Annotated in this window: 21 protein-coding genes and 1 riboswitch; of the genes, 6 read left to right on the top strand and 15 right to left on the bottom strand. The window is 75.1% G+C overall.

Features of this window, described 5'->3' with window-relative positions:
- Positions 1-38: 38 nt before the first annotated feature.
- Entirely contained in the window at positions 39-1,994 is a 1,956-nt protein-coding gene (locus ACFTWP_RS36420; protein ID WP_380269363.1) for an anthranilate synthase family protein, read from the top strand.
- 151 nt (positions 1,995-2,145) lie between these two features.
- On the opposite strand, the gene ACFTWP_RS36415 is transcribed toward ACFTWP_RS36420, so the two are convergent.
- The 3 genes from ACFTWP_RS36415 to ACFTWP_RS36405 form a co-directional block, all read right to left on the bottom strand.
- Positions 2,146-2,820, bottom strand: coding sequence for a response regulator (locus tag ACFTWP_RS36415; RefSeq protein WP_380269362.1), 675 nt, complete (start codon positions 2,818-2,820; stop codon positions 2,146-2,148).
- Positions 2,817-3,977 (bottom strand): MacS family sensor histidine kinase, encoded by a 1,161-nt coding sequence (gene macS / locus ACFTWP_RS36410; RefSeq protein ID WP_380269376.1) that lies wholly within the window; start codon positions 3,975-3,977, stop codon positions 2,817-2,819. The genes ACFTWP_RS36415 and macS overlap by 4 nt, the downstream gene beginning before the upstream one ends.
- A gap of 186 nt (positions 3,978-4,163) precedes the next feature.
- Complete coding sequence (locus ACFTWP_RS36405; RefSeq protein ID WP_380269375.1) at positions 4,164-5,021, bottom strand: lysophospholipid acyltransferase family protein; 858 nt, start codon at positions 5,019-5,021, stop codon at positions 4,164-4,166.
- A gap of 220 nt (positions 5,022-5,241) precedes the next feature.
- Here ACFTWP_RS36405 and ACFTWP_RS36400 point away from each other — a divergent pair, with 220 nt between their 5' ends.
- Positions 5,242-6,036: an alpha/beta hydrolase gene (locus ACFTWP_RS36400; RefSeq protein ID WP_380269361.1), complete on the top strand. Its 795-nt coding sequence runs from the start codon at positions 5,242-5,244 to the stop codon at positions 6,034-6,036.
- A 10-nt stretch (positions 6,037-6,046) separates the two neighbouring features.
- On the top strand, positions 6,047-6,841 hold the full coding sequence (locus ACFTWP_RS36395) for a hypothetical protein (protein ID WP_380269360.1): 795 nt from the start codon (positions 6,047-6,049) through the stop codon (positions 6,839-6,841).
- A gap of 109 nt (positions 6,842-6,950) precedes the next feature.
- Here ACFTWP_RS36395 and ACFTWP_RS36390 read toward each other — a convergent pair whose 3' ends face one another.
- From ACFTWP_RS36390 to ACFTWP_RS36370, 5 genes are all read right to left on the bottom strand, one after another.
- Positions 6,951-7,742 carry an endonuclease/exonuclease/phosphatase family protein gene (locus tag ACFTWP_RS36390; RefSeq protein WP_380269359.1) on the bottom strand — a complete coding sequence of 264 codons (792 nt, stop codon included), beginning with the start codon at positions 7,740-7,742 and terminating at the stop codon, positions 6,951-6,953.
- A 212-nt stretch (positions 7,743-7,954) separates the two neighbouring features.
- Positions 7,955-8,899 (bottom strand): ROK family glucokinase, encoded by a 945-nt coding sequence (locus ACFTWP_RS36385; protein ID WP_380269358.1) that lies wholly within the window; start codon positions 8,897-8,899, stop codon positions 7,955-7,957.
- A 193-nt stretch (positions 8,900-9,092) separates the two neighbouring features.
- Positions 9,093-9,581, bottom strand: a complete 489-nt coding sequence (locus tag ACFTWP_RS36380) for a DUF5304 family protein (RefSeq protein WP_380269357.1) — start codon at positions 9,579-9,581, stop codon at positions 9,093-9,095.
- A gap of 69 nt (positions 9,582-9,650) precedes the next feature.
- Positions 9,651-10,862 carry an ArsA family ATPase gene (locus ACFTWP_RS36375; protein WP_380269356.1) on the bottom strand — a complete coding sequence of 404 codons (1,212 nt, stop codon included), beginning with the start codon at positions 10,860-10,862 and terminating at the stop codon, positions 9,651-9,653.
- A gap of 16 nt (positions 10,863-10,878) precedes the next feature.
- The gene (locus ACFTWP_RS36370; protein ID WP_380269355.1) at positions 10,879-11,310 is read right to left on the bottom strand and encodes an SRPBCC family protein; all 432 of its coding nucleotides are present in this window, start codon (positions 11,308-11,310) and stop codon (positions 10,879-10,881) included.
- Between the two features lie 289 nt (positions 11,311-11,599).
- Here ACFTWP_RS36370 and ACFTWP_RS36365 point away from each other — a divergent pair, with 289 nt between their 5' ends.
- Complete coding sequence (locus ACFTWP_RS36365; RefSeq protein ID WP_380269354.1) at positions 11,600-13,393, top strand: AMP-dependent synthetase/ligase; 1,794 nt, start codon at positions 11,600-11,602, stop codon at positions 13,391-13,393.
- An 81-nt stretch (positions 13,394-13,474) separates the two neighbouring features.
- Here ACFTWP_RS36365 and ACFTWP_RS36360 read toward each other — a convergent pair whose 3' ends face one another.
- A complete protein-coding gene (locus ACFTWP_RS36360) occupies positions 13,475-14,611 on the bottom strand; it encodes a glycosyltransferase family 4 protein (RefSeq protein ID WP_380269353.1) in 1,137 nt (378 codons plus the stop codon).
- A 328-nt stretch (positions 14,612-14,939) separates the two neighbouring features.
- On the opposite strand from ACFTWP_RS36360, the gene ACFTWP_RS36355 reads away from it, so the two are divergent.
- A complete protein-coding gene (locus ACFTWP_RS36355) occupies positions 14,940-16,280 on the top strand; it encodes a glycosyltransferase 87 family protein (RefSeq protein WP_380269352.1) in 1,341 nt (446 codons plus the stop codon).
- Positions 16,281-16,338: 58 nt separating this feature from the next.
- Here the strand turns inward: ACFTWP_RS36355 and ACFTWP_RS36350 are convergent, their stop codons facing one another.
- The 6 genes from ACFTWP_RS36350 to ACFTWP_RS36325 form a co-directional block, all read right to left on the bottom strand.
- Positions 16,339-17,370, bottom strand: coding sequence for a hypothetical protein (locus ACFTWP_RS36350; RefSeq protein WP_380269351.1), 1,032 nt, complete (start codon positions 17,368-17,370; stop codon positions 16,339-16,341).
- A gap of 272 nt (positions 17,371-17,642) precedes the next feature.
- Entirely contained in the window at positions 17,643-18,707 is a 1,065-nt protein-coding gene (locus ACFTWP_RS36345) for an NlpC/P60 family protein (protein WP_380269350.1), read from the bottom strand.
- Between the two features lie 247 nt (positions 18,708-18,954).
- Complete coding sequence (locus ACFTWP_RS36340; RefSeq protein ID WP_380269349.1) at positions 18,955-20,076, bottom strand: NlpC/P60 family protein; 1,122 nt, start codon at positions 20,074-20,076, stop codon at positions 18,955-18,957.
- A gap of 10 nt (positions 20,077-20,086) precedes the next feature.
- Positions 20,087-20,251, bottom strand: a riboswitch (cyclic di-AMP (ydaO/yuaA leader).
- 526 nt (positions 20,252-20,777) lie between these two features.
- Complete coding sequence (locus ACFTWP_RS36335) at positions 20,778-21,812, bottom strand: NlpC/P60 family protein (RefSeq protein ID WP_380269347.1); 1,035 nt, start codon at positions 21,810-21,812, stop codon at positions 20,778-20,780.
- A 320-nt stretch (positions 21,813-22,132) separates the two neighbouring features.
- Positions 22,133-23,749, bottom strand: coding sequence for an NYN domain-containing protein (locus ACFTWP_RS36330; protein ID WP_380269346.1), 1,617 nt, complete (start codon positions 23,747-23,749; stop codon positions 22,133-22,135).
- A 249-nt stretch (positions 23,750-23,998) separates the two neighbouring features.
- A complete protein-coding gene (locus tag ACFTWP_RS36325) occupies positions 23,999-24,256 on the bottom strand; it encodes a hypothetical protein (RefSeq protein WP_380269345.1) in 258 nt (85 codons plus the stop codon).
- Between the two features lie 207 nt (positions 24,257-24,463).
- Between ACFTWP_RS36325 and ACFTWP_RS36320 the strand changes: the two genes are divergently transcribed.
- Positions 24,464-25,282: a rhomboid family intramembrane serine protease gene (locus ACFTWP_RS36320; protein WP_380269344.1), complete on the top strand. Its 819-nt coding sequence runs from the start codon at positions 24,464-24,466 to the stop codon at positions 25,280-25,282.
- Positions 25,283-25,367: the final 85 nt, after the last annotated feature.

Raw genomic sequence — 25,367 nt, 5'->3', positions numbered from 1 at the left:
GCACCGCATCCCGAGCCTTCCCGGAAGGAAGCCGCACCGTGACCAGTCCCACAGAGCTGCTCGCCCGTCTCACCGCCCCCGGCGCCCCCGCCTTCGCGCTGCTGCACCGCCGCGCGCCCCGGCTCGCACCGGACACGGTGGAGGTGCTGCTCGGCACCGCGGGCTCCTACGAGCAGCTCGCCGACCTGCCGGTGCCCGCCGGCGCCCCGGCGGACGGGCCCCGGCACGACCTGCTGGCCCTCGTCCCGTACCGCCAGATCCGCGAGCGCGGCTTCGACGCGCACGACGACGGCACCCCGCTGCAGGCGATCTCGGTGACCGAGCAGTACGCGTTCCCGCTGGCCGAGCTGCTGCCGGCGCTGCCGCAGCTGCCGGTCTCGCTCTCCGGCGGCGGCTTCGACATCGACGACGAGAGCTACGCGGAGATCGTCCGACGGGTGATCCGGGACGAGATCGGTCGCGGCGAGGGCGCCAACTTCGTCATCCGGCGGGACTTCACCGCCACCCTGGACGGCTTCGGCCCGGCCCTGGCGCTGTCGCTCTTCCGCCGACTGCTGGAGCAGGAGCGCGGCGCGTACTGGACCTTCCTGGTGCACACCGGGGAGAGGATCCTGGTCGGCGCCTCCCCCGAGGTGCACGTGCGGCAGTCCGGCGGCACGGTCGTGATGAACCCGATCTCCGGCACCTACCGCTATCCGGCGGCCGGCCCCGACATCGACTCGCTGCTGGACTTCCTCCGGGACCCGAAGGAGCTGGAGGAGCTCACCATGGTGGTCGACGAGGAACTCAAGATGATGTGCACCGTCGGCTCCCTCGGCGGCCAGGTGCTCGGCCCGCGCCTCAAGGAGATGGCCCACCTCGCGCACACCGAGTACGAACTGCGCGGACGCACCTCGATGGACGTCCGCGAGGTGCTCAGGGAGACCATGTTCGCCGCGACCGTCACCGGCAGCCCGGTGCAGAACGCCACCCGGGTGATCAAGCGGTACGAGGGCGCCGGGCGCGGCTACTACTCCGGCGCGCTCGCCCTGATCGGCCGCTCCGCCAGCGGCGGACAGCTCCTCGACTCCCCCATCTGCATCCGCACCGCCGACATCGACCCGGCCACCGGCCGCCTCGTCGTCCGGGTCGGCGCCACGCTGGTCCGGCACTCCGACCCGCACTCGGAGGTCGCCGAGACGCACGCCAAGGCCGCCGGGGTGCTCACCGCGATCGGCGCCCGGCCGGCCCCCGCCCACCGGCTGCCGCGCCCCGGCGGGCCCCGGCTCTCCGACGACCACCGGGTGCAGGCCGCATTGGACGCGCGGCGCGCCGACCTGGCGCCGTTCTGGCTGCGGATGCAGGAGCCGGCCGTGACCTCCGAGCCGCTGCCGACCCTGGTCGTCGACGGCGAGGACACCTTCACCTCGATGCTCGCCCACCTGCTGACCTCGCTCGGCCACCAGGTCACCGTGCGGCGCTACGACACCCCCGGACTGCGCGAGCTGGTCGCCGCCCACCGCGGCCCGCTGGTGCTCGGCCCCGGCCCCGGGGACCCGGCCGACGCCGCCGACCCCAAGATGGCCCTGCTGCGCACGGTGGTCGCGGAGGCCCTCGCCGCCGTCCGGGCCGGCACCCGCACCGCGCCGCTGCTCGCCGTCTGCCTCAGCCACCAGCTGCTCTCGGCCGCCCTGGGCCTGCCGCTGGCCCGCAAGGCCGTCCCGTACCAGGGCGCCCAGGAGAGCGTCGACCTGTTCGGCGAGCGCCGGACGGTCGGCTTCTACAACACCTTCACCGCGCGCTGCTCGGACGCGGACGCGGCCCGGCTCGCCGCGGAAGGGGTCGAGGTGGCCCGTGACCCGGCCACCGGGGACGTGCACGCGCTGCGCGGCCCCGGCTTCGCCGGCCTGCAGTTCCACCCCGAGTCGGTGCTGACCCGGGACGGCATCGAGATCGTCGCCGGGCTGCTGGGCGGGGCGGGGGTGCGCAGCGAGGCCGGCGCCGTCATCGCCTGAGCCGGGGCACCGAAGCCGGGTCCGGGTCCGGGTCCGGGAGCCGCCGGACAGGAGCGGCGGGGGCGCGGGGACCGGGGGCGCGGACGGCCCCGCCCCCGCCCCGGCCGTCCGCGGGCGGAGCCGGACGCCCGCCGGACCGCGGAACGGGCCGTCAGACCTCGTCGTCCAGGCCCTGCTCGATCGCGTAGCGGACCAGCTCGACCCGGTTGTGCAGCTGGAGCTTGCCCAGTGTGTTCTGCACGTGGTTCTGCACGGTGCGGTGCGAAAGCACCAGCCGGTCGGCGATCTGACGGTACGACAGGCCCTTGGCGACCAGCCGCAGCACCTCCGTCTCCCGGGAGGTGAGCTGCGGTGCGGCCGGCGCGGAGACCGGGCCCGGCTCGGCCGCCAGCCGGCGGAACTCGCCCAGCACCAGACCGGCCAGCCCCGGTGTGAAGACGGCGTCGCCGACGGCCGTCCGGCGCACGGCGTCCAGCAGCTCCTCCCGGCCCGCCGACTTCACCAGGTAGCCGGTCGCACCGGACTTCACGGCCTCCAGCACGTCCGCGTGCTCGCCGCTCGCGGACAGCACCAGGACCCGCACCGACGGGTCCTGCCCGACCACCTGACGGCACACCTCCACGCCCGGCAGGCCGGGCAGGTTGAGGTCGAGCACCACCACCTGCGGACTGCACGCGCGGGCCCGGCGGACCGCCTCCTCGCCGTCCCCGGCGGTCGCGACCACGTCCAGGCCCGCCTCGGCCAGGTCCCGGGACACCGCCTCGCGCCACATCGGGTGGTCGTCCACCACCATCACCCGCAGCGCCGCCGCCTGCTCCACCGTCATGCTCCCTCCCTGGGGACCCGCAGTTCGACCTCGACGCCCTCGCCCGGCACCGAGTACAGCTCGGCGGTGCCGCCGAGGTCCAGCAGGCGGCCCCGGATCGACTGGGAGACGCCGAGGCGCCCGCTGCGCTCGGCCTCGCCGAGGCGCCCGGCCGCGAAGCCGGGCCCGTCGTCCCGGATGCTGACCGTGACGGCCTGCGGCTCGTCCTCGACCAGGATCCAGGCCCGGGCGGCGGGGCCCGCGTGCCGGTGCACGTTGTCCACGGCCGCGCCCACCGCTGCGGCCAGCTCCGCGGCGACCGGCCCCGGCAGCAGCACCGGCGTGCCGGGCGCGGAGACGGTGACCCGCTCGCCGGCGTACGGGGTCACCAGCGCGCGCAGGTCCTCCTGCTCGGCCCCGCCGCGCTGCCGCGGCAGCGGCCCGCCGGCCATCAGCGCGCGCAGCGCCCGCTCCTGTTCGCCGGCCAGCCGGCCGAGTTCGGCGAGCTGGCCGCCCGGCCCGGCCGCCTCCGGCTCGCTGCCCCGGCGCTGGACCAGCGCCAGCACCTGCAGCACGCCGTCGTGGATGTCGCGGGAGAGGCGCTCGCGCTCGCGGGTGGCCGACTCCACCTGCAGGGCCCGGGTGAGGGCGGCCTCGCTGGCCCGGGCGAGTTCGATGACGTACCCGATGGCGCAGCCCGCCACCATCAGCAGCACGATGTTGTGGACGTTGTCGCCGGTGAAACCGCCGTGCCCGAAGATGTTGGCGACGCCGATCAGGGTGCCCGCGAAGGCCGCCGGGCGCCAGCCGCCCTTGGCGGCGAAGCCGAGCACCGTGCCGGCCGCCCAGATCGTCGGCAGGGTCGGTGCCCCGGCCTGGATCCGGGCCGGCGCGTCGACCAGGCCGCTCATCACCACGCCGGTCATGGTCAGCGTCAGGTCCGTGCCGAGCACGGGCCAGGTGCACCGCTGCGGGCCGGCGAAGGAGCGGATCGTGGCGAGGGTCCAGAGCGTCAGCGCGCCCAGGTAGATCCAGCCCGCCACGGGGTGCAGGAAGTCGTGGAAGGAGTTGAGGTAGCGCAGCAGCGCGTAGCCGAGCGCGAGGACGCGGAAGTAGCTGATCGCGCGCCAGAGCGGCAGCTCGACGGACATCCCGCCGGCGGCCACGGCGCCGCCCAGGCCGGTGGGACCGCCCGGGCCCGCGCCGGTGGCGGGCCGCGCCGGTGGCGGGCCGGCGGCGGGCCGCGCGAGTGCTCTGCCGGTCCCGGCGTCGCCGGTCCCCCTGCCGTCCGTCATTAGCCCTCCCCTGGCGGTGGCCAGGGCTCGTCCGACGACGCGCGCGCGGCGGGAATCGTCGGACAGGCCCTAGGCCGTGCCGCTGTCCTTCCGGTCCTCGGCCTGCGCCGCCTTCTCGGCCTCCGCCTTCTCGGCCCGGGCCTTCTCCGCGGCGGCCTGCTCGGCCTCGACCCGCTCGGCCTCGGCCTTCTCCGCCTTCAGCGCGGCCTGCTCGGCCTTCTGGGCGGCCTTGCGCTCCGCGTCGGTGCGCTTCTTCTCGTCGGCGATCTGCCGCTTGGCGGCGGTCGCGTAGATGTCCACGTACTCCTGGCCGGAGAGGCGCATGATCTCGTACATCACCTCGTCCGTCACCGAACGCAGGATGAACCGGTCGTTCTCCATCCCGTGGTAGCGGGAGAAGTCGAGCGGGCGGCCGATCCGGATGCCGGGGCGGATGCCGAAGTTCGGGACCACCTGGCCGGGCGGCTGCACCTTCTCGGTGTCGATCATCGCGACCGGGATCACCGGCGCGCCGGTCGCCAGCGCGACGCGGGCCAGACCGCCGACCTTGCCCCGGTACAGCTTGCCGTCGGGCGAGCGGGTGCCCTCGGGGTAGACGCCGAACAGCTCGCCCCGCTCGATCACCGCGACGGCGCTGCGGATCGCCGCCTCGCCGGCGCCGCGGACGCCGGAGCGGTCCACCGGGAGCTGGCCGACGCCCTTGAAGAAGGCGGCGGTGAGCTTGCCCTTCAGCCCGGGGGTGTTGAAGTACTCCGCCTTGGCGATGAACGTCACCCGGCGCTTCATCAGGGCGGGCAGGAAGAAGGAGTCCGAGAAGGAGAGGTGGTTGCTCGCGATGATCGCGGCACCCTCTTCGGGGATGTTCTCCGCCCCCTCCATCCACGGCCGGAAGAAGATCCGTAGCAATGGCGCGACGATCATCTTCATCAGTCGGTAGAACAACGCCGGGCCTCCTGTTTAGCGGACCGGTCGATCCTAATGCCCAGCGGCCCTCCGCAGTGCCGCGCCCCGCCTCCGCGTGCTGCCCGGCGACTCCCGGCGGGGTGTACGAGCCGCCCCGACGCGTGGGACGATGCGGCTCCGGCGCTCCCGCCCGGGCCACCCGCGCGGTCCCACCCGCCGCGCGCACGCGAAGGAGCCACCGCTGATGCCGCTGCTGCCCGGCGCCGAACCGTACCGCCACCAGGGCGGCTCCGTCGGCGTGCTGCTCTGCCACGGCTTCACCGGCTCGCCCCAGTCGCTGCGCCCCTGGGCCGAGCACCTGGCCGGGGCCGGTCTGACGGTCTCGGTGCCGCTGCTGCCCGGCCACGGCACCCGCTGGCAGGACATGCAGCTCACCCGCTGGGAGGACTGGTACGCCGAGGTCGAGCGGGAGTTCCTGGCGCTGAGCGAGAGCTGCGAACAGGTCTTCGTGTTCGCCCTGTCGATGGGCGGCTCGCTGGCCCTGCGGCTGGCGGCCGTGCACGGGCCCGCGGTGGCCGGCCTGGTGCTGGTCAACCCGTCGGTGCGCTCGGACAATCCGGCGAGCGTGCTGCTGCCGCTGCTGCGGCACCTGGTGCCGAGCCTGCCCGGGGTGGCCAACGACATCGCCCTGGAGGGCTCCCGGGAGACCGGCTACGACCGCACCCCGCTGCACGCGGCCTGGTCGCTGTCCCTGCTCTGGAAGGACGTGCAGGCCAGGCTGCCGCAGGTGCGCCAGCCGGTGCTGCTCTTCCACAGCCCGCAGGACCACGTGGTCTCGCCGGCCAACTCGGAACTGGTGCTCGCCCGGATATCCTCGACCGACGTGGCGGAGCGGCTGTGCGAGCGCAGTTTCCACGTCGCGACGCTGGACCACGACGCGGCGGAAATATTCGGGGCGAGTCTGGACTTCATCCGACGACTGGCCCCCTCGTACGCGGCGGGTGCCACCCGGGTCGAATCCGACGATCACCAAGGCTGAAGGGCCGGAAGTGCACGAGAGCAGCACGGCGGGCAGTGGGGACGAGCCACCCCGCGAGGACGGTCTGAAGGAAGCCACCGAGAAGCCGGCGGACGAGCGCCCCGACGCCGGTGAGGCGGACCCGGGCACGGCCGGGGCCGGCTCCGGCCAGGACGGCGCCGCCCAGGGCGGCACCACCACCGGGACGGGCACCGGCGCCACCTCCGGCCCGGGTGCCGGCTCCACCGACGGGACGAGCGGCACCGACGGGACGGGCGGCACCGAACCCGGCGCCGCGCCCCCGGCCCGGCGGATGCCCGAGCGCACCCAGGCCGAGCAGGACGAGATCTTCGCCGCGCTGGTCGCGCAGTTCGACGAGCCGGCGGCCGGCGGCCTGAACAGCCCCGACTGGCCCGAGGGCGAGAACCTCCGGGGCAGACGCGACGTCAAGGGCGGCGCCGGGCCGACCTCGGCCGACCTCGCCGACCTGGCCCCCCAGCCGCGCCCCCGCCCGTCCCAGCCGGTCGTCCCGGCGGCCGGCCCGCGCGACTACGAGGCCGCGGAGGACCCGGACGAGGGCCACTTCGTCCCGCCGGAGCCCCCGCCGCTCCCCGAGGCCGACGTCACCGCCAAGTTCGCCTGGCTCGCCGTCCTGGGCGGGCCGGCCCTGCTGCTCTTCGACGCGGTGTTCTGGCAGGAGGTCGCCGGCTGGCCGGCCTGGGTCGGCGTCACCGCCTTCCTCGGCGGCTTCGTCACCCTGGTCGTCCGGATGAAGGACCGCGACGAGGACGAGCCCGAGGATCCGCACGGCGGCGCGGTCGTCTGACCGTCGGCTGCTCCCCCGGTGGACGTCGGCCACCGACCGCCACCCACCGGCCACCGACCACCAGCCACCGACCGCCGACCACCGCCCTCATCGGCGCGGCCCCCGCGGACTACGGCGCCGGGATCTCCAGCACGGCGAGGACGGGCAGGTGGTCGGTGGCGGCCCGCAGGTCGGCCTCGGTCACCCCGGGCAGGCCGTGCGGGACGCCGCAGGCGAGGACGCGCACGCCGGGCGTCGCGAAGACCGCGTCGATGCGCTGGTAGGGGTTGTCGGGGACGGACGTGAAGGTGCCGCCCCAGGGCGCGGTCGGGTGGGCGTCCTGGAGCCGCCCGGCGAGCAGTCGCCAACCCGGGCCGTCGGGGTGCTCGTTGAAGTCCCCGGCGATCACGCCGTGCTCGCCCGGCGCGAGCTGGCCGGTGAGCGCCTCGAACTGGGTGCGGCGCTCCGTCTCGTCCAGGCTGAGGTGGCAGCTGGTGACCGAGAAGGGCGCGCAGCCGCCGATCCGGACGACCGCGGTGGCGAAGCCGCGGGCGTGCAGGCCGCGGGTCTTGGGCAGCAGCCGGTCCCGGACGGCGAGGACCTCGACGCCCGGACGGCCGAGCAGCAGCGGACCGGCGGCGGCGCGCCCGCCGCCGGAGAGGACCACCGTGCCGGTGTCCCGGGCGAGCCGCTCCGCCTGGCCGCGCGGGCGCCAGTAGCGGGGGGACTCCTGGACGCAGACCAGGTCCGGCTCGCAGGCCCGGACGACGCGGGCGAGGGCCCGGCGGTCGTCGCGCAGGGAGCGGATGTTGTAGCCGAGCACGCGCACCCGACGGCCGCCGTCCGGCCCGGGGCCCGAGGGTGGCAGGGCGGGGAGCGCCTGGCGCGGCGCCGGGCCGGGGGGTCCGGGCTGGTCGGTCACGCTGGGGTCCCTCCTTCGCCGCGGGCGGTCCGCACGGCGGGCGGTCCGCCCGACACGATAGGCCCGTACCGCGCCGCCGGGGGCGTGAAACGCCGCGACGGCGGGGCGGGGACCCTCTCCCGGCCCAGGGCTGGGGAGGGTCCCCGCCCCGCCGTCGGCGGAGCGGGGGGCCGCCCGGCCGGGTGGGGCCGGGCGACCGTCCAGGTGCTGCGTCAGACCGTGCGGGCCAGGTCGGCCGCGCCGGCGATGCCGGCGGCCGAGCCCATCGAGGCCAGGACGACCTCGGCGCGCGGGCGGTGGACGCCGCCGGTGAGGTAGCGCTGGAAGGCCTTGGAGACCGGGTCGAGCAGCAGCCGGCCGGAGTCGGAGACGCCGCCGCCGAGCACGAAGACGCCCGGGTCGAAGAGGGCGGCGAGGTCGGCCATGCCGCGGCCGAGCCAGTCGGCCAGCTCGTCGTAGCACTCCAGCGCCAGCGGGTCGCCGTCCTCGGCCGCCTCGGTGATGTGGATGCCCCGGATGGTCTCGGCGACGCCGTCGTTGAGCTCCAGCATCCGCTTGCCGCGCACCGGGTCGGCGGCGGCCTTCTCGCGGCCGTAGCGGCGCAGCGCGCGGCCCGAGCCGTACTGCTCCCAACAACCCTTGCCGCCGCAGCCGCAGAGCAGGCCGTCGGGGACCATGTTGAGGTGGCCGATCTCGCCGGCCACGCCGAAGCGGCCGCGGTGCAGGCGCCCGTCCAGGACGATGCCGCCGCCGATGCCGGTGCCGACGGTGATCAGCACCATGTCGCTGTGGGCGGCCGCGGCACCGAAGCGGAACTCGGCCCAGGCCGCGCAGTTGGCGTCGTTCTCGACGACGGTCTCCAGACCGGCGAGCTCCTCGATCCGGGCCTTGAGCGGCTCGTTCTCCCAGTCGATGTTGGGCGCGAAGATCACCGTGGAGCGGTCCCGGTCGACGAAGCCGGGGGCCCCCACGCCCACCGCAGCCACGTCCGGGTGCTGCTCCTTGAGCTCGCGTACTGCCTGCGCGATTGCGTCGACCGCCCACTGGGGGTCGGCCGGGGTGGGTACCCGGGTCCGGGCCAGGATCTCGCCTGCCTCGTCGACCACGCCGGCCGCAATCTTGGTACCGCCGACATCGACGCCGATGGTCAGAGCCATGTGTCCCTCAGCTATTCATCTCGTTCCCGCTGGACGGAAAGGTACCGTCCAAACCTGCTCCCGTACACACCGGCGCCTACATTATCCGAAAGCAATCCCGCGGGAACATGGCTGTTCGCTTTCAAAAGTCGTACGTTTCGAATCGCTCCGTCAGCTCTCGTCCGCCCTGAGTAACCATGCCTGACCTGGCGATTCACTCCTTGACGGACGGTCCGTCAGGCGTGTCGAGGTCGATGCGCTCACTGCGGGCGCTGTCCCCGGCCGACCACCGGCGCTCGTGGCCGGCGACGGCGGCGCGGTAGGCCGCGAGCAGCTCGCCACCGGCGGTGGAGAGGTGTCCGTAGACCTCGGGGTGCTTCTCGCGCAGCGCGCCCGGGAGGTCGGACAGCGCGCCCAGCGCGCCGCCGGAGGCGAGCGAGCCGAGCGATCCGAGGGCCGCGGCGGCGAACTGCGGCACCCCGGCCTCCTCCGCCTTCTCGCCGACGGCCTTGGCGAACCGGCGGACCTCGTCCACCAGGGGGCCGAATTCGGATCCGAAGGGATGCTCCTTCCCGGCGGCGCCCTCGCCGCTCCCGGCGTCCCGGCCGCGGCCCTCGCCCTCGGGGGCCGCGCCCCGGCCCGTACCCGCACCGGCGGCGCTCTCCTCGGCGGGCCGGTCCGTCCGGTCGTCGGCAGTGGTCATCGCGGGCGCCTCCTCAGCTGCGGCCGCACCCGCGGCCGCCTCCCCTCCGACGCTACCGGAAAGGGCCGCTCAGCCCCGGGGCCAGAGCGCCGGATCAGGCGCGAAGCGCACCGCGAGCTCCCCGTCGCACAGCGCGGCCCCGGTGACGGTGCAGCGGCGCAGGGCCGACGGCAGCGCCAGGATCCGACGGTACGCACCGATGCCGACCACCAGCTCGTCGCCGCGCCGGACCAGGTCCAGATCGGCCCGGTCCGCGCCGGGCAGGGCCAGCCGCCAGACCAGCAGGCCCTCCTCGGCCCGGCGGTCCTCGACGGTCCAGGCGGCCGGGGCGGCGGGGGCGGGCCCCGGGCCGTCGCCGTACAGCTCGTCGGCCACGCCCTCCAGCGCCACCTCGGGGAGGGTGCCGACCAGCAGCGGCACGTCCAGTTCGGCGGCGAGGGCGGCCAGCAGGCCCTGCTGGCGGCCGGCCAGGGCGGCCAGCCACGGGTCCGGCGAGCCGGCCGCGGCGGCCGGCAGCGCGCGGTGGGCGACCACGGCGTCGGGCCGCAGGCCGTGCAGGGCGAGGCCGGCCCGGATCCGCCGGAGCTCCTCGAAGGGGTGCGACTCGGCCGCGACCACGAGGCGTACCGAGGTGCCGGGCGCGGTGACGGCGGCGCGGGCCTCGGCGAGGGCGGCGGTGGCCCTGGAGCGGGCCTCGTAGAGCCACTCGGCGGGCATCGGGACGCCGGCGACGGCGGCCAGCAGCGGGCGCAGCGCGCGGGCGGCCTGGCGCTGCTCGGGGACCAGCCGGGCGAGGTAGCGCTCCAGCTGCTCGGGCAGCGCGAGGGTGGCGATCAGCTCGGCGGGCGGCGGGGCGGCGACCACCAGCACCTCGGCGTCGCTGCTGTGCAGGGCCCGCAGCAGGGCGAGCCGGGAGGTGCCGGGGAGGGCGGTGAGCTCCTCCGGGTCCAGCGGGTCGGCGCCGAGCAGGTCGAGGGCGGGCTTCAGCCGGCCGCCGACCGCGTCCAGGGCGTGCCGGAAGGCCGCCTGCTCGTCGATCCGGGCGACGGTCAGCCCGGGGGCGTAGTCGGCCGGTTCGGCGCCCAGGCGGGTGCCGAGCACCTCGTCCACCCGGCGGTGCGGGTCGTCGGCGGCGAGCAGCAGGGTGCGGTGGCCCTGCCGGGCGGCGTGCAGGGCGGTGGCGGCGGCGACGGTGGCCGCCCCGCCGTCCCCGCTGACCAGGACGGTGCGGGCCGGGGCCGTGCGGCCGGCCGGGGTGGGGTCGGGGCTGCTCGCCGTCATGGCCGGTGGTCCTCCGTCAGCCCTCGACGCGCTTCTTCAGACCGGCGAGCGCGCGGTCGATGATGACCTTCTCGGCCTTGCGCTTGATCATGCCGAGCATCGGGATCTTGACGTCGACGGCGAGCTGGTAGGTGACCTCGGTGGCGTCACCGAGCGGGGCCAGGGTGTAGGAGCCGTCGAGGGTGCGCAGCATCTGGCTCTTGACGAGGGTCCAGCCGACCTCGCGGTCGCCGTCCCAGGTGTAGGCGAGCACGTGCTCGTCGCGGATGGCGCCGGCGTCGAGCAGCAGGCGCACCTCGGCGGCCCGGCCGTCGTCGCCGGTCGCCAGCACCTCGATCTCCTTGACCTCGCCGGTCCAGGCCGGGTAGGCCGCGAAGTCGGCGATCACGGCCATGACCTCGGCCGGGGTCGCCTCGATGGTGATGCTCGCCCTGGTGTGCTCCGCCATTGGAATGGCCCTCCGCGTGGTCCCGTGTGCGCCGGTCGGCCGTGCGCGCCCAGGGCAGGCTACCGCGATCGGCGAACCGCTCGGCCCACGGCCCGTCAGCCGGCCACGGGGGCTACCGGCAGGTCACCGGGACGCTGCCGTAGGGTGCCATTCGAACGACCCGGCCCCGGCCGGGCCGGGTGCGGCGCGGGTGTGACACTTCGAACACCGGGGCCGACCCCCCTGGTCGAACCCACCTACCGGGCAGTAACGTCCTGGCGTCCCGCAGCGTCGCGAACGAGGAGCAGTCTTGCTCGACTTCAGCCTTCCGGCCCTCTACCAGGTACCGAGCGGCGGTAACCTCTCCGACCTGGTGCACCAGAACGCCGAGCAGCACCCGGGTGTCGCGGTGCTCAGCCGCAAGGCCGACGGGCAGTGGAGCGACCTGACCGCCGCACAGTTCCTGGCCGAGGTGCACTCCGCGGCCAAGGGCCTGATCGCCGCCGGCATCGCCCCCGGCGACCGGGTGGGCGTGATGTCGCGCACCCGCTACGAGTGGACCCTCCTCGACTTCGCGATCTGGTCGGCCGGCGCGATCACCGTGCCGGTGTACGAGACCTCGTCCGCCGAGCAGGTCGAGTGGATCCTCGGCGACTCCGGGGCCGTCGCCGTGGTGACCGAGACCGACTCCCACGCCGCCGTGGTCGAGCAGGTCCGCGAGCGGCTGCCCGCACTGCGGCAGACCTGGCAGATCGAGCGGGGCGCGCTGGCCGCACTGGCCGAGGCCGGGGCCCAGGTCGCCGACGCCACGGTGACCGAGCGCCGCTCGGTGCCGACCGCCGACTCGATCGCCACCATCGTCTACACCTCGGGCACCACCGGACGCCCCAAGGGCTGCCAGCTCACCCACGGCAACTTCCTGGCCGAGCTGGGCAATGTGACGGCCCGCCTGGAGCCGCTGTTCCGGACGGGCGAGAGCTCCGTCCTGCTCTTCCTGCCGCTCGCCCACGTGCTCGGCCGGATCGCCGAGATCGCCGCCGCGATCGCCCCGATCAAGCTCGGCCACGTGTCGGACATCAAGGACGTCACGGCGGAGCTGGCCTCGTTCCGTCCGACCCTGATCCTGGGCGTGCCCCGGGTCTTCGAGAAGGTCTTCAACACCGCGCGGGCCAAGGCCCAGGCGGACGGCAAGGGCAGGATCTTCGACCGGGCGGCCGACACCGCCATCGCGTACAGCCGGGCGCTGGACCAGGGCGGCGCGGGCCTGGGCCTGAGACTGAAGCACGCGCTCTTCGACAAGCTGGTCTACAGCAAGCTGCGGGCGGCCCTGGGCGGCCGGGCCACCCACGCGATCTCCGGCGGGGCCCCGCTCGGCGAGCGGCTGGGCCACTTCTACCGCGGCATCGGCTTCACCGTCCTGGAGGGCTACGGCCTGACCGAGACCTGCGCGGCCACCGCCTTCAACCCGCACGACAAGCCGAAGATCGGCACCGTCGGGCAGCCGCTGCCGGGCTCCGCCGTGCGGATCGCCGAGGACGGCGAGGTGCTGCTCAAGGGCCCGCAGATCTTCACCGGGTACTGGAACAACCCCGCGGCCACCGCCGACGCCCTGCGGGACGGCTGGTTCGCCACCGGCGACCTGGGCACCCTGGACGACGAGGGCTACCTGTCGATCACCGGGCGCAAGAAGGAGATCATCGTCACCGCCGGCGGCAAGAACGTCGCCCCCGCGGTGATCGAGGACCGGATCCGGGCGCACGCGCTGGTCGGCGAGGTCATGGTGGTCGGCGACCGCAAGCCGTTCATCGCCTGTCTGGTCACGGTGGACGAGGAGTTCTTCCCGAGGTGGAAGGCGGCCAACGGCAAGCCCGCCACCGCCACCGTCGCCGAGCTGCGCGAGGACGCGGACCTGCTGGCCGCCCTGCAGTCGGCCGTGGACGACGGCAACGCCGCCGTCTCGCACGCCGAGGCGGTGAAGAAGTTCCGCGTGCTGGACACCGTCTTCTCCGAGGCCAGCGGGCACCTGACGCCCTCGCTCAAGCTCAAGCGCAACCTGGTGCTGAAGGACTTCGCGGCGGACGTGGAGGCGCTCTACCGGCGCTGACGGCTCCCCGCAGCGGGTACGCGTACGGCCCGCCCGGTCACCAGGACCGGGCGGGCCGTACGCGTACCCGCGGGGGCCGGCTCAGGCGGACAGCAGCGAGGTCAGCCGCCCGGCGAGCAGGTCCCAGCGCCAGGAGCGGTCGACCCAGCGCCGCCCGGCCTCGCCCATCCGCCGGCGCAGCGCCTCGTCGTTCAGCAGCCGCACGATCCGCTCGGCCGTCTCCGGCACCGAGCGGCCCGGCACCACGTACCCGGTCTCGCCCTCCAGCACCGCGTCCGGCGCGCCGCCCGAGTCGCCCGCCACCACCGGCAGGCCGGTCGCCGAGGCCTCCAGGTAGACGATCCCGAGCCCCTCGACGTCCAGGCCGCCGCGGCGGGTGCGGCAGGGCATCGCGAAGACGTCCCCCGCGCCGTAGTGCGCGGGCAGCCGGGCCCACGGCACCGCGCCGGTGAAGCGCACCGAGGCGCGCAGGCCCCGGGCGTCGACCAGCTTCTCCAGGTCGGCGCGGTAGGGGCCGCCGCCGACGATCAGCAGGACGGCGTCCGGCACGGCCGCCAGGATCTGCGGCATCGCCTCGATCAGGGTGTCCTGCCCCTTGCGCGGCACCAGCCGGGAGACGCAGACCACCACCGGGCGGTCGGCGAGGCCCAGCTCGCGGCGCACCTCGGCGCCGCCGGAGTCCGGGTTGAAGCTCCGCTCGTCCACGCCCGGCGGCAGCTGCACCATCCGGGCGGCGGCCTCCGGTCCGACGGCGGCGGCGATCCGGGAGCGGGTGTACTCGCCGAGGAAGGTCAGGGTGTCGGTGGTGGCCCCGATCCGGCGCAGCAGCTGCCGGGAGCCGGGCAGCTGGGCCCAGGCGGCCTCGTGCCCGTGGGTCATCCCCAGCAGGCGCCCGGCGCCGGCGCGGCGCAGCGTCGGCGCCATCAGCCCGAGCGGGGCCGCGGCGCCGAACCAGACCGAGTCGCAGCTCTCGGCGCGGAGGATCTCGGCGGCCCGGCGGGTCACCCGGGGTGTGGGAACCATCACCTTCGTCCGGTCGCGGATCACGGGGAACGGCTGCTCGGCGTCGAACCTCGCGCACTCCTCGCCGTCCCCCCAGGAGGAGGCGTACACCACCACGCTCCCGGCGGGCTGACGCACCGCCATGTTGTGGACGAAGGCCTGGATACCGCCGGGCCGCGGCGGGAAGTCGTTGGTGACGATCAGGGTCTTGTGCATCGGGCCACGGCTCGCTCGGTCGGGGGGGTGCTCGGTGTACCGCTCGGTGATCCGTACGATAGGTCACCACCACGACCGGCCGGGAACGGAACCGCCCACGGCAACCGTTTCCTCCCGGGGTCCGTCCCTCAGTACAGGTGCCGCGGCCGGCTGGTTCCAGCGCCGACCGCAGGTGCTCCCGGCGTCGCGCGACGCCCGGGGCGGGACTCGGAGACGAACGCGAGACGAACGAGGGAGCGCAGTGGAGTTGGCCCCGGCCGGTACGCCCGGCAGATCAGGCAGCGCCGACGGCGCCGAGGCCGCGTCCACAGCACCCGCAGCAGCCCCGGTGCCCGCGCCACCGGCCTCCCGGGCTCCCCGGCCGGCCGGTGGGGCGATGTGGGCGCTCGGCGTGGCGTGGCTGGCCACCAGGGTGCTGCTGCTGCTGATGGTCACCGGCGTGCTGAAGCCCGGTGGGGACATCACCGCGGACGTCTCGGTGATCTACCACGGCTGGTACGGCGTCCTGCAGACCGGGACCTTCCCGCTGGACGACGTCACCTGGCAGTACCCTCCCGGCGCGGCCGTGGTGATCCTGCTCCCCGGCCTGCTGCCCTGGTCGTACCTGGTGTCCTTCTGGGTGCTCTGCGTCGTGGTGGACGCCCTGACGATGGGCCTGCTGATGCGCGCGGGCCTGCGCCCGGGCCGCAGCTACAGCGGGGCCTGGCTCTGGGTCGCCGGGGTGCCGCTGATCGGGCCGATGCTCTACAACCGGTACGACATCATGGTCACCGCGCTGGCCGTGGCCGGGCTGCTGGCCATCCTGCGGCGCCCGGCGATCGGCGGCCTGCTGCTGGGCCTGGGCGGGATCATCAAGGTCTGGCCGCTGCTGGCCCTGATCGGCACCCCCGGCGGCCGCCGCACCCGCCGCTCCTGGACCTCCGCCGCGGCGACCGCGGGCAGTCTGGGCTTCCTGCTGGCCGCCGGGATGAACGGCGCCTTCGAGTTCCTGAAGTTCCAGAAGGACCGCGGCATCGAGGTGGAGTCGCTCGGCGCGATGCCGCTGCACTTCGCCCGGATGGCCGGCACCTGGAACGGCCAGGTGAAGATGAACTACGGCTCGACCGAGATGCTCGGGCCGTGGGTGGACGTCATCTCCAAGGTGATGGTGGCCGGCACCCTGGTCGGCTTCGCCTGGCTGCTGTTCTGGCGGCTGACCGCCAAGCGCCGCACCGCCGCCACCACGTACGACGCCGCGCTCGCCGCGCTGCTGGTCTTCACCGTGACGAGCCGGGTGATCAGCCCGCAGTACATGGTCTGGCTGGTCGGCGTGGCGGCGGTCTGCCTGAGCGTCCGGGCGACCAGCCAGCGGCCGGTGGCGCTGCTGGTCCTGCTGGCCGCCCCGCTGACGCAGCTGGAGTTCCCCCTGCTGTTCGGCCAGGTGGTCGCCAGCCACACCTGGGGCGTGGTCGTGCTGACCCTGCGCAACCTGCTGCTGCTCGTCGCCACCGTGCTCTCCTGCGTCCGCCTGTGGCGCGCCAGCCGTGCTCCGGCCCTGGAGCCCACGGTGGTGCTCGCGGCCCCGCTGGAGCTGCCCGCCAACCCCGCCTACCCGGTGCGTCCGGGCATCGCCTACGAGCAGGACCTGCTGGACGGCATCGACCGGCCGACCGCCGGCGCGGAGCGCTGAGCGCCCACCCCTGCCCCCTGCTCCCCCGGCGCCGGGTGGCGGGTGCCGGGTGGCGGCCTCAGCCGCCGGCGTCCGCGGCGAACAGGGCGCGCATCTCGGCGGTCCACCGCGCGGTGAACTCGCCGAGCCCGGTGCCCAGCTCCGCCCGCAGCACCCGGTCGAGCTGCGCGTCGCGGTCCGTGCCCGGCCCGGCCGCGGCCACCGCCCGGTAGAGGCCGACCAGCCGCTGCGGGCCGTGACTGCGGGCGATCAGGTCGCAGGCCAGCCAGGCGAGCTCGTAGGCCCGGGCGATGCCGGCGGCCCCCGCCGTGAAGTCCGTGTCGGCGGGCAGCGCGGTCGGCAGCCGCCCGGCGGCCACCTCCCGGGCGAGTTCGGGGGCGATCTGCCGGGCGGTGCGGCCCGTCCCCCGGTAGCCCGTCCAGTCGGCGGCGCCCTCCGACAGCCAGAGCGGGGTCCAGGGCCGGGTGTCCGCGCGGGTGGCGACGTGCGTCGCCTCGTGGGTGACGACGACCCGCCGCCCGAGCTCGCTCAGCCTGGCGTACGCCTCCGGGTTGACCAGCACCCGGTCGGCGGGGGTGTGCGAGGGGGCGCCCGCGGCGGCGGTGGTGACCGCCGCCATGTCCGCCCAGTCGGCCGGCGGGACGTCCAGCAGTCGGGCGAACTGCTGCTGCCCGGCCGGCAGCTCCAGCAGCAGCCGGCCCGCCCAGTCCCCGCCCCAGACCGCGCTGACGGCCGGCACCGCCCGGTCGGCCTCGGCGGCCAGCGCCGCGGCGTCGGTGGCGCCGCCACCGGTGGCGAGCACCAGGCAGTGGGCGCCGGCGACGGCCTGCACCACGCCCAGGTCCCAGAGCGGCACCGCGCCGCCGTCCGGCTCCTCGCCGGCGACGCGCCAACCGCCGTCCTCCGGGGCCAGCTCCAGCCGCCGGGAGAACAGCACCGGGTAGTCGTCGTGGCCCCCGATCCGCACCGCCAGCTCGGCCCCGACCCGGATCCGGCCGTCCGGCGCCGGCTCGGGGGCCGAGGTGGTCCGGTAGGCCAGCCCGGCCAGCGGGACGGCGGCGGTCCGGGTGAGGAGCTCCGACACCTGCACCCGGCCGGCGAGCGTGCTGCCGGCGGCGGCCGCCGCCCGGTCCCGGGTGCGCAGCGCGTCGGCGCGGGCGGAGAGCAGGGCCGCCAGTTCGGCGGCGCCGAGGGCCGGCCGGGCGGCCGGGCGGGCCGCGGTGGCGAGCGGCAGCGAGAGCTGGGCCAGGCCGCCGGCGGCGAGCAGCAGCGCACCGCGCCGGGACAGCCCGCGGCGACCGGCCCCGGTGGAGCGGCGGGGCAGGTCGCCGGATTCGTCCGCGTTCGCCGGACGGGGATGCCTCAGAGCCGCACCACCTCGGAGACGGGCATCGCGTTGACGCTCTCGTAGCGGACCCGGGCGCCGGGGTAGGGGGCGTGCACGACGACGCCGCCGCCGGCGTACATGCCGACGTGGTGCCTGTCGCCGTAGAAGATCACCAGGTCTCCCGGTCGTGCGTCGGCCAGCGCCACCCGCGATCCCGCGTGCGCCTGACCCTGCGAGGTCCGCGGCAGGGTCACTCCGGCCTGCCGCCAGCTCCAGTACATCAGACCCGAACAGTCGAAGGCGCCCGGGCCGCTCGCCCCGTACACGTACGGGGAGCCGATCCGGGTGACGGCGGCGGCCAGTGCGGCCGCGGCCCGGTCCGAGGCGGCGGGGGCCGTCCCGAGGTCCAGCCGGTCGGTGCCGCGGGTGGCCCGCTGCTCGGCGTCCCGGGCGTCCTGGGCGGCCAGCCGGGCCCGTCCGGTCACGCCGAGGCTGTTCAGCAGGCGCTGCGCCCTGGTCAGGCGCTGCTGGATCTGCTCCTTGCTGTCGGCCAGCGCCCGGCGGGACTCCTCCAGCTCGGTGAGCTTGGCGCCGGCCTCGCTGCGGCGCTGGTCCAGCCGGCGCTGCCGTTCGGCCACCTCGTGCAGGGTCTCGTTCTGCCGCTCGGCGACCTGGTCGAGGTTGCTGACCCGGGACAGGTAGCCCTCCGGGTCGGCGGCGAGCATCAGCTGGGCGGTGGGCGCGATCCCGCCCGCCCGGTACTGGGCGCCGGCCACGGTGGCGAGCTCGGCGTGCAGCCGGTTGAGCTCGTCCTGGCCGAGCGCCACCTGCTGCTGGAGCGCGCCGGTCTCCCCCAGCAGCCTGCGCTGGTGCTCCAGGGCGGCGTTGTACTTCTCCGAGGCCTGCTCGGCCTCGTCGTAGAGCTGGTCGACCTGCGCCTTGACGTCCTGGCGGTCCGGCGGTCCGTCAGGGGTGCCGGGGCTGGCCAGTGCGCTGCCGCCGGCCGTCACGCCCAGCGCCGTGCCGGCGGCGGCGGTGAGCACCAGCGCGCGGACCAGCGCGTGCACTCCTGGCAGTGGGTGACGGCGGTGCATCGCCATGCGGCGCGGCTCCAATCCTGCGGCGCGGCCACCGCCGCCGCCCGGGGGTGGGCGGCCGTCCGAGCGGAGGTCCGGGGGCAGACGTTAGCGAGTCCGCCCGACCGAGTCCAAACCCCTCTCAACCCGAATATTTGACTCCTAATCGGACACCCGCACGGAACGCGGGAACGCCGCAGGCCCGGCACCCCGGACGAACCGGGGGCCGGGCCTGCGGAGGGAGCCGGAGCGAACCGCGCGGCGGGCCGCGTCAGATGCGCACGATGGCCGAGATCGGCATCACGGTGGCGGACTCGTAGCGGACGTTCGCACCCGTGTGCGGGGCGTGGATGATCTGGCCGCCGCCGACGTACAGACCCACGTGGGTCATGCCGCCGTAGTAGATGATGAGGTCGCCGGGCTGCGCGTTGGCGATGTTGGTGCCGATCCGGGTGCCGGCCGAGGCCTGCGCCTGCGAGGTGCGCGGCAGCGACACGTTCGCCTGGGCGTAGGCCCAGCCGGTGAAGCCCGAGCAGTCGAAGGAGCTCGGGCCGGTGGCGCCGTACTTGTACGGGGCACCGAGCTTGCTCTCGGCGGCGGCGATCGCGGCCGCGGCCCGGCCGCTGGCCGGGACGCTCGCGGGCGGCGGGGTGGCCGCGGCGGTCGAGCTGTCGCCGCTGAGCGGGCTGCGGGAGGTGTCGCGGGAGGCGCGCTCGGTCTGCGCCTTGGCGGCGTCGGCCTTCGCCTTGGCGTCCGCGGCGGCCTTGGCCTCGGCGGCCTTCAGCGCCTCGCGCTCCTGCTCGGTCAGCGTGTTGAGCAGCTGCTGCGCCTTCGCGAGCTTGGCCTGGACCTCGTCCTTGCTGGCCTTGAGCTGCTGGGTGGTGCTGTCCAGCTCGGTGAGCTTGCCCTGCGCCTCGGACTTGTCCTGGTCCAGCTTGCGCTGCTGGGCCTGGAGCTCCTTGAGCGCGTTGCTCTGCGAGTCGCCGGCCTGGTTGATCGAACCGGCCTGGCTCAGGAAGTTGTCCGGGCTGGTGGAGAGCATCAGCTGGACGGTCGGGGAGATCCCGCCGTTGCGGTACTGCTCCGCCGCGATCTCGGCGAGGCCGCCCTGGAGGTCGATCACCTGGGACTGCTGGCGGGCCACGCGGTCCTGGATCTCGCCGACCTGCTTCTGCAGCTCCTGCTGCTTGGCCTGAGCACCGTTGTAGGCCTCGGTGGCGACCTCGGCCTCTTCGTTCAGCTGGTCGACCTGCTCCTTGACCTGGTCCTTGGTCTGCACCGGGTCGGCGTGGGCACCGCCCTGGGCGGACAGGGCCACGGCGGCCGCAGCGGCCGCGGTCATGATCGAGACGCGGGCGCGACTGGCTGGCTTGGGACGACGATGGGACGCCACGAAGGCGGACTCCTTCTTCCTACGTCCGCCTACCGGGTGAGCTGACGGGTTCGGGCTGGAAGAGATGCCCTACGACGCCTCACCGGCTCGCCGTCTCACGACGACCGGCCGACCTGGCGCCGATTCACCCCGAGGAACGTGGTTCCCCGGCTCCGATCGACAGCACCCCCGGAGGGGCTTCCCCGTGGGCAGTTGACTGCCCGGCTGCTTCTCGGACTCGGCGGTAACCACCGCCGCCACCCAGGCTTGGGTGATCGACTGTGCGGTGGTTCGAGTCACGACCCTAGTAACGAAACCGTGATCCGTTCAAATCGTTGTAGGAAAAAAGTTGGAACCCGGCGCAAGTTGTCCGGGGAATATGACCGGATGTGACCAGTCGCCCACCGAGGGCTGATGGTTTTTCACCAGATGGTCGCGGAGCGCCTCCACGGCGTGTGTCCCAGATCACAGCGGGATCCCGTGACGCCCGGGCATGTCGGAGGTGGCGAACAGTCAGGAAATGTCCGAAATGGGGTTGTTGTCACCCATCCTGCGGTTCACTCGCGCCTCCTCGGCACCACCCGCACCGACCGCCTCGTGGCTCCGGCGCGGAGGCCGGCTCCGGCGGTCGGCACCCGGTCGCCCGGCCGGGCGCTCGACTCCCGCCCGGCCCGCGATCCACCGGCCGGCCCGCGATCCGGCCGGCCGGCCCTCCCGGTGCGTCAGACCCGGCGGATGGTGTTGATCGGCATCGCGTCGGCCTTCATCACCTTCACCACGTCACCGGTGTGCGGGGCGTGCACGACGAGCCCGTTGCCGATGTACATCCCGACGTGGTGCCGGTCGCTGCCGTAGACGACCAGGTCGCCCGGCTGCGCCTCGGCCAGCGAGGGCACCCGCACGCCGACGTTGCCCTGGGACTGCGAGGTGCGCGGCAGCGTCACGCCGGCCTGGCCGTACGCCCACACCATCAGGCCGGAGCAGTCGAAGGAGCTCGGCCCGGTGGCGCCCCAGACGTAGGGGGCGCCCTGCTTGCTCATCGCCTTCGCCACCGCCACGCCCGCGTAGCCGGCGGCCTGCGGCAGCGCCGTGAGGTCCACCCGCTCCGAGTCGCGCGAGGCACGGCCGTCGCCCCGGACCACCGAGGCGCGGTCGGCGGCGCTGAGCGTGTTCAGCAGCGCGTTCGCCTCCTGCAGCTTCTTGTTGACGTCGGCCTTGGCCTGGTTCAGGTCCCGGGTGGTCTCGTCGAGCGAGGAGAGGATCGCCGCGGCCTCGATCTTCTGCTGGTCGAGCCGGCGCTGCTGGTCCTGGAGGCCCTTCAGCGCGGTCGCCTGGCTCGTGGTGGCCTGCTCGACGCTGGACGCCTTCTCCAGGTACCCGGACGGGTCCGAGGCGAGCATCAGCTGCACGGAGGGGTCGATGCCGCCGGTGCGGTACTGCTCGCCGGCCACCTCGGCCAGACCGGCCTGAAGGTGGGTCATCTGGTCCTGACCCCGGGCCACCTGGTCCTGGATCTGGTCCGCCTGCTTGCGCAGCTGGTCGGACCGCTCCTTGGCGCCGTTGTAGCGCTCGGCGGCCTGCTCCTGCTCCTCGTTGAGCTTGTCGATCTGCGCCTTCACGTCCTCCTTCTTGGAGGGCGTGGTGGGCGCGGCGTGCGCGCTCATCTGGGCGGAGAGGGCGACCGCGGTCGCTGCGGCAGCGGTGAGCACGGTCACCCGTGCGCGGCTCGGCTGCTTCGGACGGCGGTGGGAGGCCAAGGACCGGCTCCTTCTTCCTGCGGGCTCACCCGGACGAGTGAGTATCCGGAAAATAGGTTTGACGCCAGACCCTAGTGAACATCAGGCCTTTCCGCCACTCCCGCAGGGCCGCCAACCCGAGGCCAGGGCCGGGAATTCACCTGATCCACACACCCGCGCCACCCGACACCCTCCCGAGCCCCTGAACAGCTGTCAAGCAGCACCCCGAAGCCGCCGCCCCGACCCCCGGCCGATCCCCCGCCCCCGGCGCCCGGCCCCTCCGTCCCGACCGCCCGCGGACCCGCCCGCCCACCTGCACGACCGCCGGGAGAGCACCCGGGTCAGGCCCGGGCCAGCCGGTTGAGCAGCAGCACCGAGCCCACCGGGCGCGCGCCCGCGTTGCGCACGCCGTCCGCGACCTCCCGGTCGGTGGAGACCACCACCACCGGCCGCCCCTGCGGCTCCGCCCGCACCAGGCGCCGGATCAGCTCGTCCGCCGTCTCCCCCGTCCGGCTGAACCGCACCCGGACCCCGCGCGGCGGCGCCATCATCACCGGGACGTCGAGGTCCTGGCCGTCGAAGACGCAGGTGACCTCCGCCTGGGTGCGCTGGGCCAGCATCGCCAACCCGCCGAGCAGCCTGATCCGCTGCTGCTCCAGCGGAAGTGCGGGGTAACCGGTCTTGGTCACGTTGTAGCCGTCCACCACCAGGTGGACCTGCGGGATCGCCAGCAGCTGGTCCAGCAGCGCGGGATCGTCCTCCGACAGGGCCCGCCGGGCCACGTCGTGCGGCGAGGCCGAGGCCGGCTCCACCGCCTCCACCAGGTCGGCCGGGTGGATCCGGGCCACCGGCAGGGCCAGCTCCCGCTGCAGCCCCTGCGCCGACTGCAGGACGGTGTCCAGCAGCAGCCGCAGTCGCATGTCCTCCACGCTGCGGCCCTCGCGGGCCGATCGCCTGCCCTGCTCCACCGCGGTCTCCAGTTCGGAGATCCGGTGCCGCAGCCGGCGGGTCTCGCCCTCGGCGGCGCTGCGCTCGGCGCCGGAGGCGGTGCGCAGCGCGTCCAGCTCGGCGGCGAGCTTGCGGGTCTCGGCCTGCGCCCTGCGGGTGTCGCTCTCCAGCGAACGCACCTTCTTGCGCAGCGACTCCGCCTCCCGGCGCACGCTCTCCGACTCGGCGCGCTGGCGCTCCAGGTCCGTCCGCGCGGAGGCCCGCAGCTCGGCCAGCTCCGCCTGCAGCTTCTCGGCCAGCCTCGCCGACTCGGCGGCCGCGTCCTCCGCGCCGGCCCGCTCGGCGAGCTCCCCCGCCTGGGCGACCAGCCGGGCCCAGCCGGGCGGGCGCAGCAGGTACGCGGCGGTGGCGACGTCCATCGGGTCGGCGGCGCCGGGCACGTTGCCGGCCTCCAGCGCCCTGACCAGGTCGGGCTGCCCCAGACGCAGCCGGTCCGCTATCCGCACCCGGAACGCGGGCTCGGACTCCAGCGCCGCGGCCAGCGCGGTGGCGGCGTACTTGGCCCGCCGGGCCGGGGTGAACTTGGCGTACTGGCGCAGCGACAGCGGGAGGTCGGCGATCGGCAGGCCGCCCAGCGCGTCGGCGGCGATGCCGACCACCCGGCGGCGCACGCCCTCCGGCAGCGGGCGGTCCAGTTGCTCGCCCGCGCGCTCGCCGGCGCCGTCCCCGTCAGTGGCGTCCGCGTGGACGTGGGCGTGCGCCTGGGCGGCGTCGTCCCGCTCGCCGGTGCCCGCGTCGTCGATCGCGCCCGGGTCCGCGTCCGCCGAGCCGTCTACCGTGCCCGTGCCCGCCGGGGCGCCCCCGTCCGCGTCCTCGGTGCCGGCCGGGACGCCCTCGACCGCGTCCGGGGGCCGCGCGTCCACAGCGGGCGGCTGCCCCTGCGGTCCGGCGGGCTCCCTCGCTGCGTCCACCACGTCCTCGGCTCCGATCCTGTTCTGCGGGGTGCTCACGGCCCACTGCCGCTGCCCTGAAACTCACCGCTCTCTGCAATTGTCCCTGTACGGTGCCCCGCACCGCGCCACGCCACACTCCGGGCGGGCGGGCGCCGGTCGGGCCCCCCGCCGGGCCCGGGCCGGGGGCGGGGCCGCCGGGGGGGCCCCCCGGCGCGGGCCCAGGGCGGGGCGGCGGGGGCGGCCCCGGGGCGCCGGCGGGGCCCGGGCAGGGTGCCGGGGCCGCGGGCGGGCCGACCGGCCGCTGCCTCAGGCCTGCTCGGCGGCCTCGGCCTCGGCGCCCGGACGGTCCACCAGCTCGACCTGGTCGACCGCGTTGCACCAGCGGCAGCGCACCGACTCGACGGTCTCGGCCAGCACCTCGGTCTCCTCGACCTTGGACTCGCCCGCCAGGTCGAAGTGCAGGTACTCGACCACCCTCGCGGTCCGGGTCACGTCGAAGCGGGTCAGGTTGCCGCACAGCGTGCAGCGCCAGCGGGTCTCTGCGGTCAGGGCGGGGACGGTCATCGGGGGGTCCTCTCGGCGGTTCCCTGGTCTGGGCGGGAGGCGCTCCCCCCGGAGCCCGGCGTCGGCGGCGGGAGGCGGGGAATGCCCGCCCCCCAGCCTATTGCCTGGGGCCTGCGCACCCGCCACCGGTCCGGATCATGCTCCGCGGTCACCCACACGCAGTACGGGCCGGTGTCGCCGCCGCACGGCCGAGGAATGCTCACCCTCATGGCGATCCCGGTCCTCGACCCCACCGGCGCGCGGGACGGGCGCCCGGCCGTCCCCGTCCCCGTGGTCACGTACGCCCTGATCGCCCTCAACACGCTGGTGTTCCTGCTCGGCCCGGCAGCCGGTCTGAACCCGCTGTACGGCTCCGGCCAGGCCCGGGTCTGCGCCGAGCAGCGCTACGAGCAGCGGTGGGGGGTGATCCCGGCCGAACTGCTGGAACACCGCCCGCTGGAGGCCGGGCGGATCGTCCAGCCCGAGTCCTGCGTGCTCGCGCCCACCCCGGGCAAGTCCCCGGTGCTCTCGGTGCTCAGTTCGCTGTTCGTGCACGCGAGCTGGCTGCACCTGGTGGGCAACATGCTCTTCCTCTACGTCTTCGGCGCCGGCGTGGAGGAACGGCTCGGGCGGGCCCGCTTCGTCCTCTTCTACCTGACGGTCGGCGCCCTGGCGACGTACGGCTACGCGATCGCGGAGGTGCACTCGGCCGACTCGACCCGGGTGCTGGTCGGCGCGTCGGGGGCGATCGCGGGCGTCCTCGGCGGCTACCTGCGGCTGTACCCGAAGGCCAGGGTGACCACGCTGGTGCCGCTGCTCCTCTTCCTGCCGCTGCGCTTCCCGGCCTGGCTGGTGCTCGGTCTCTGGTTCGCGCTGCAGTGGTGGTCGGTGCGCTCGGCCGGGTTCGCGGGCACCGAGCGGCCGCCGGGCTGGACGAGCGTCGCGTACCTGGTGCACGTGATCGGCTTCGCCGCGGGCTTCCTCTTCACCTGGGCCGCGCGGGCCGCCGCCCGCCGGGGCCCGGTGGGCCCGCCCGCCACGGGCTGAGGACGCGGGCCGCCAGGGCGCCGGTCGGCGGCGCGCTGACGCCGGGCGGGGCGGCGGCTACGCTGACGACACCCCACAAAGGAGC

The organism is Kitasatospora sp. NPDC057015 (genome assembly GCF_042673745.1).
In the GTDB taxonomy this organism is placed as follows: domain Bacteria; phylum Actinomycetota; class Actinomycetes; order Streptomycetales; family Streptomycetaceae; genus Kitasatospora.
The sequence above is the reverse complement of the archived record's forward strand: the minus strand, read 5'-3'. Positions and strand labels throughout refer to the sequence as shown.

What these genes read in the sequence shown, in the direction of transcription:
- ACFTWP_RS36415 (WP_380269362.1), bottom strand. Translation starts at nt 2,820, where the DNA reads ATGACGGTGGAGCAGGCGGCGGCGCTGCGGGTGATGGTGGTGGACGAC.
- ACFTWP_RS36405 (WP_380269375.1), bottom strand. Translation starts at nt 5,021, where the DNA reads ATGAAGATGATCGTCGCGCCATTGCTACGGATCTTCTTCCGGCCGTGG.
- ACFTWP_RS36400 (WP_380269361.1), top strand. Translation starts at nt 5,242, where the DNA reads ATGCCGCTGCTGCCCGGCGCCGAACCGTACCGCCACCAGGGCGGCTCC.
- ACFTWP_RS36385 (WP_380269358.1), bottom strand. Translation starts at nt 8,899, where the DNA reads ATGGCTCTGACCATCGGCGTCGATGTCGGCGGTACCAAGATTGCGGCC.
- ACFTWP_RS36380 (WP_380269357.1), bottom strand. Translation starts at nt 9,581, where the DNA reads ATGACCACTGCCGACGACCGGACGGACCGGCCCGCCGAGGAGAGCGCC.
- ACFTWP_RS36375 (WP_380269356.1), bottom strand. Translation starts at nt 10,862, where the DNA reads ATGACGGCGAGCAGCCCCGACCCCACCCCGGCCGGCCGCACGGCCCCG.
- ACFTWP_RS36370 (WP_380269355.1), bottom strand. Translation starts at nt 11,310, where the DNA reads ATGGCGGAGCACACCAGGGCGAGCATCACCATCGAGGCGACCCCGGCC.
- ACFTWP_RS36360 (WP_380269353.1), bottom strand. Translation starts at nt 14,611, where the DNA reads ATGCACAAGACCCTGATCGTCACCAACGACTTCCCGCCGCGGCCCGGC.
- ACFTWP_RS36345 (WP_380269350.1), bottom strand. Translation starts at nt 18,707, where the DNA reads ATGGCGATGCACCGCCGTCACCCACTGCCAGGAGTGCACGCGCTGGTC.
- ACFTWP_RS36325 (WP_380269345.1), bottom strand. Translation starts at nt 24,256, where the DNA reads ATGACCGTCCCCGCCCTGACCGCAGAGACCCGCTGGCGCTGCACGCTG.
- ACFTWP_RS36320 (WP_380269344.1), top strand. Translation starts at nt 24,464, where the DNA reads ATGGCGATCCCGGTCCTCGACCCCACCGGCGCGCGGGACGGGCGCCCG.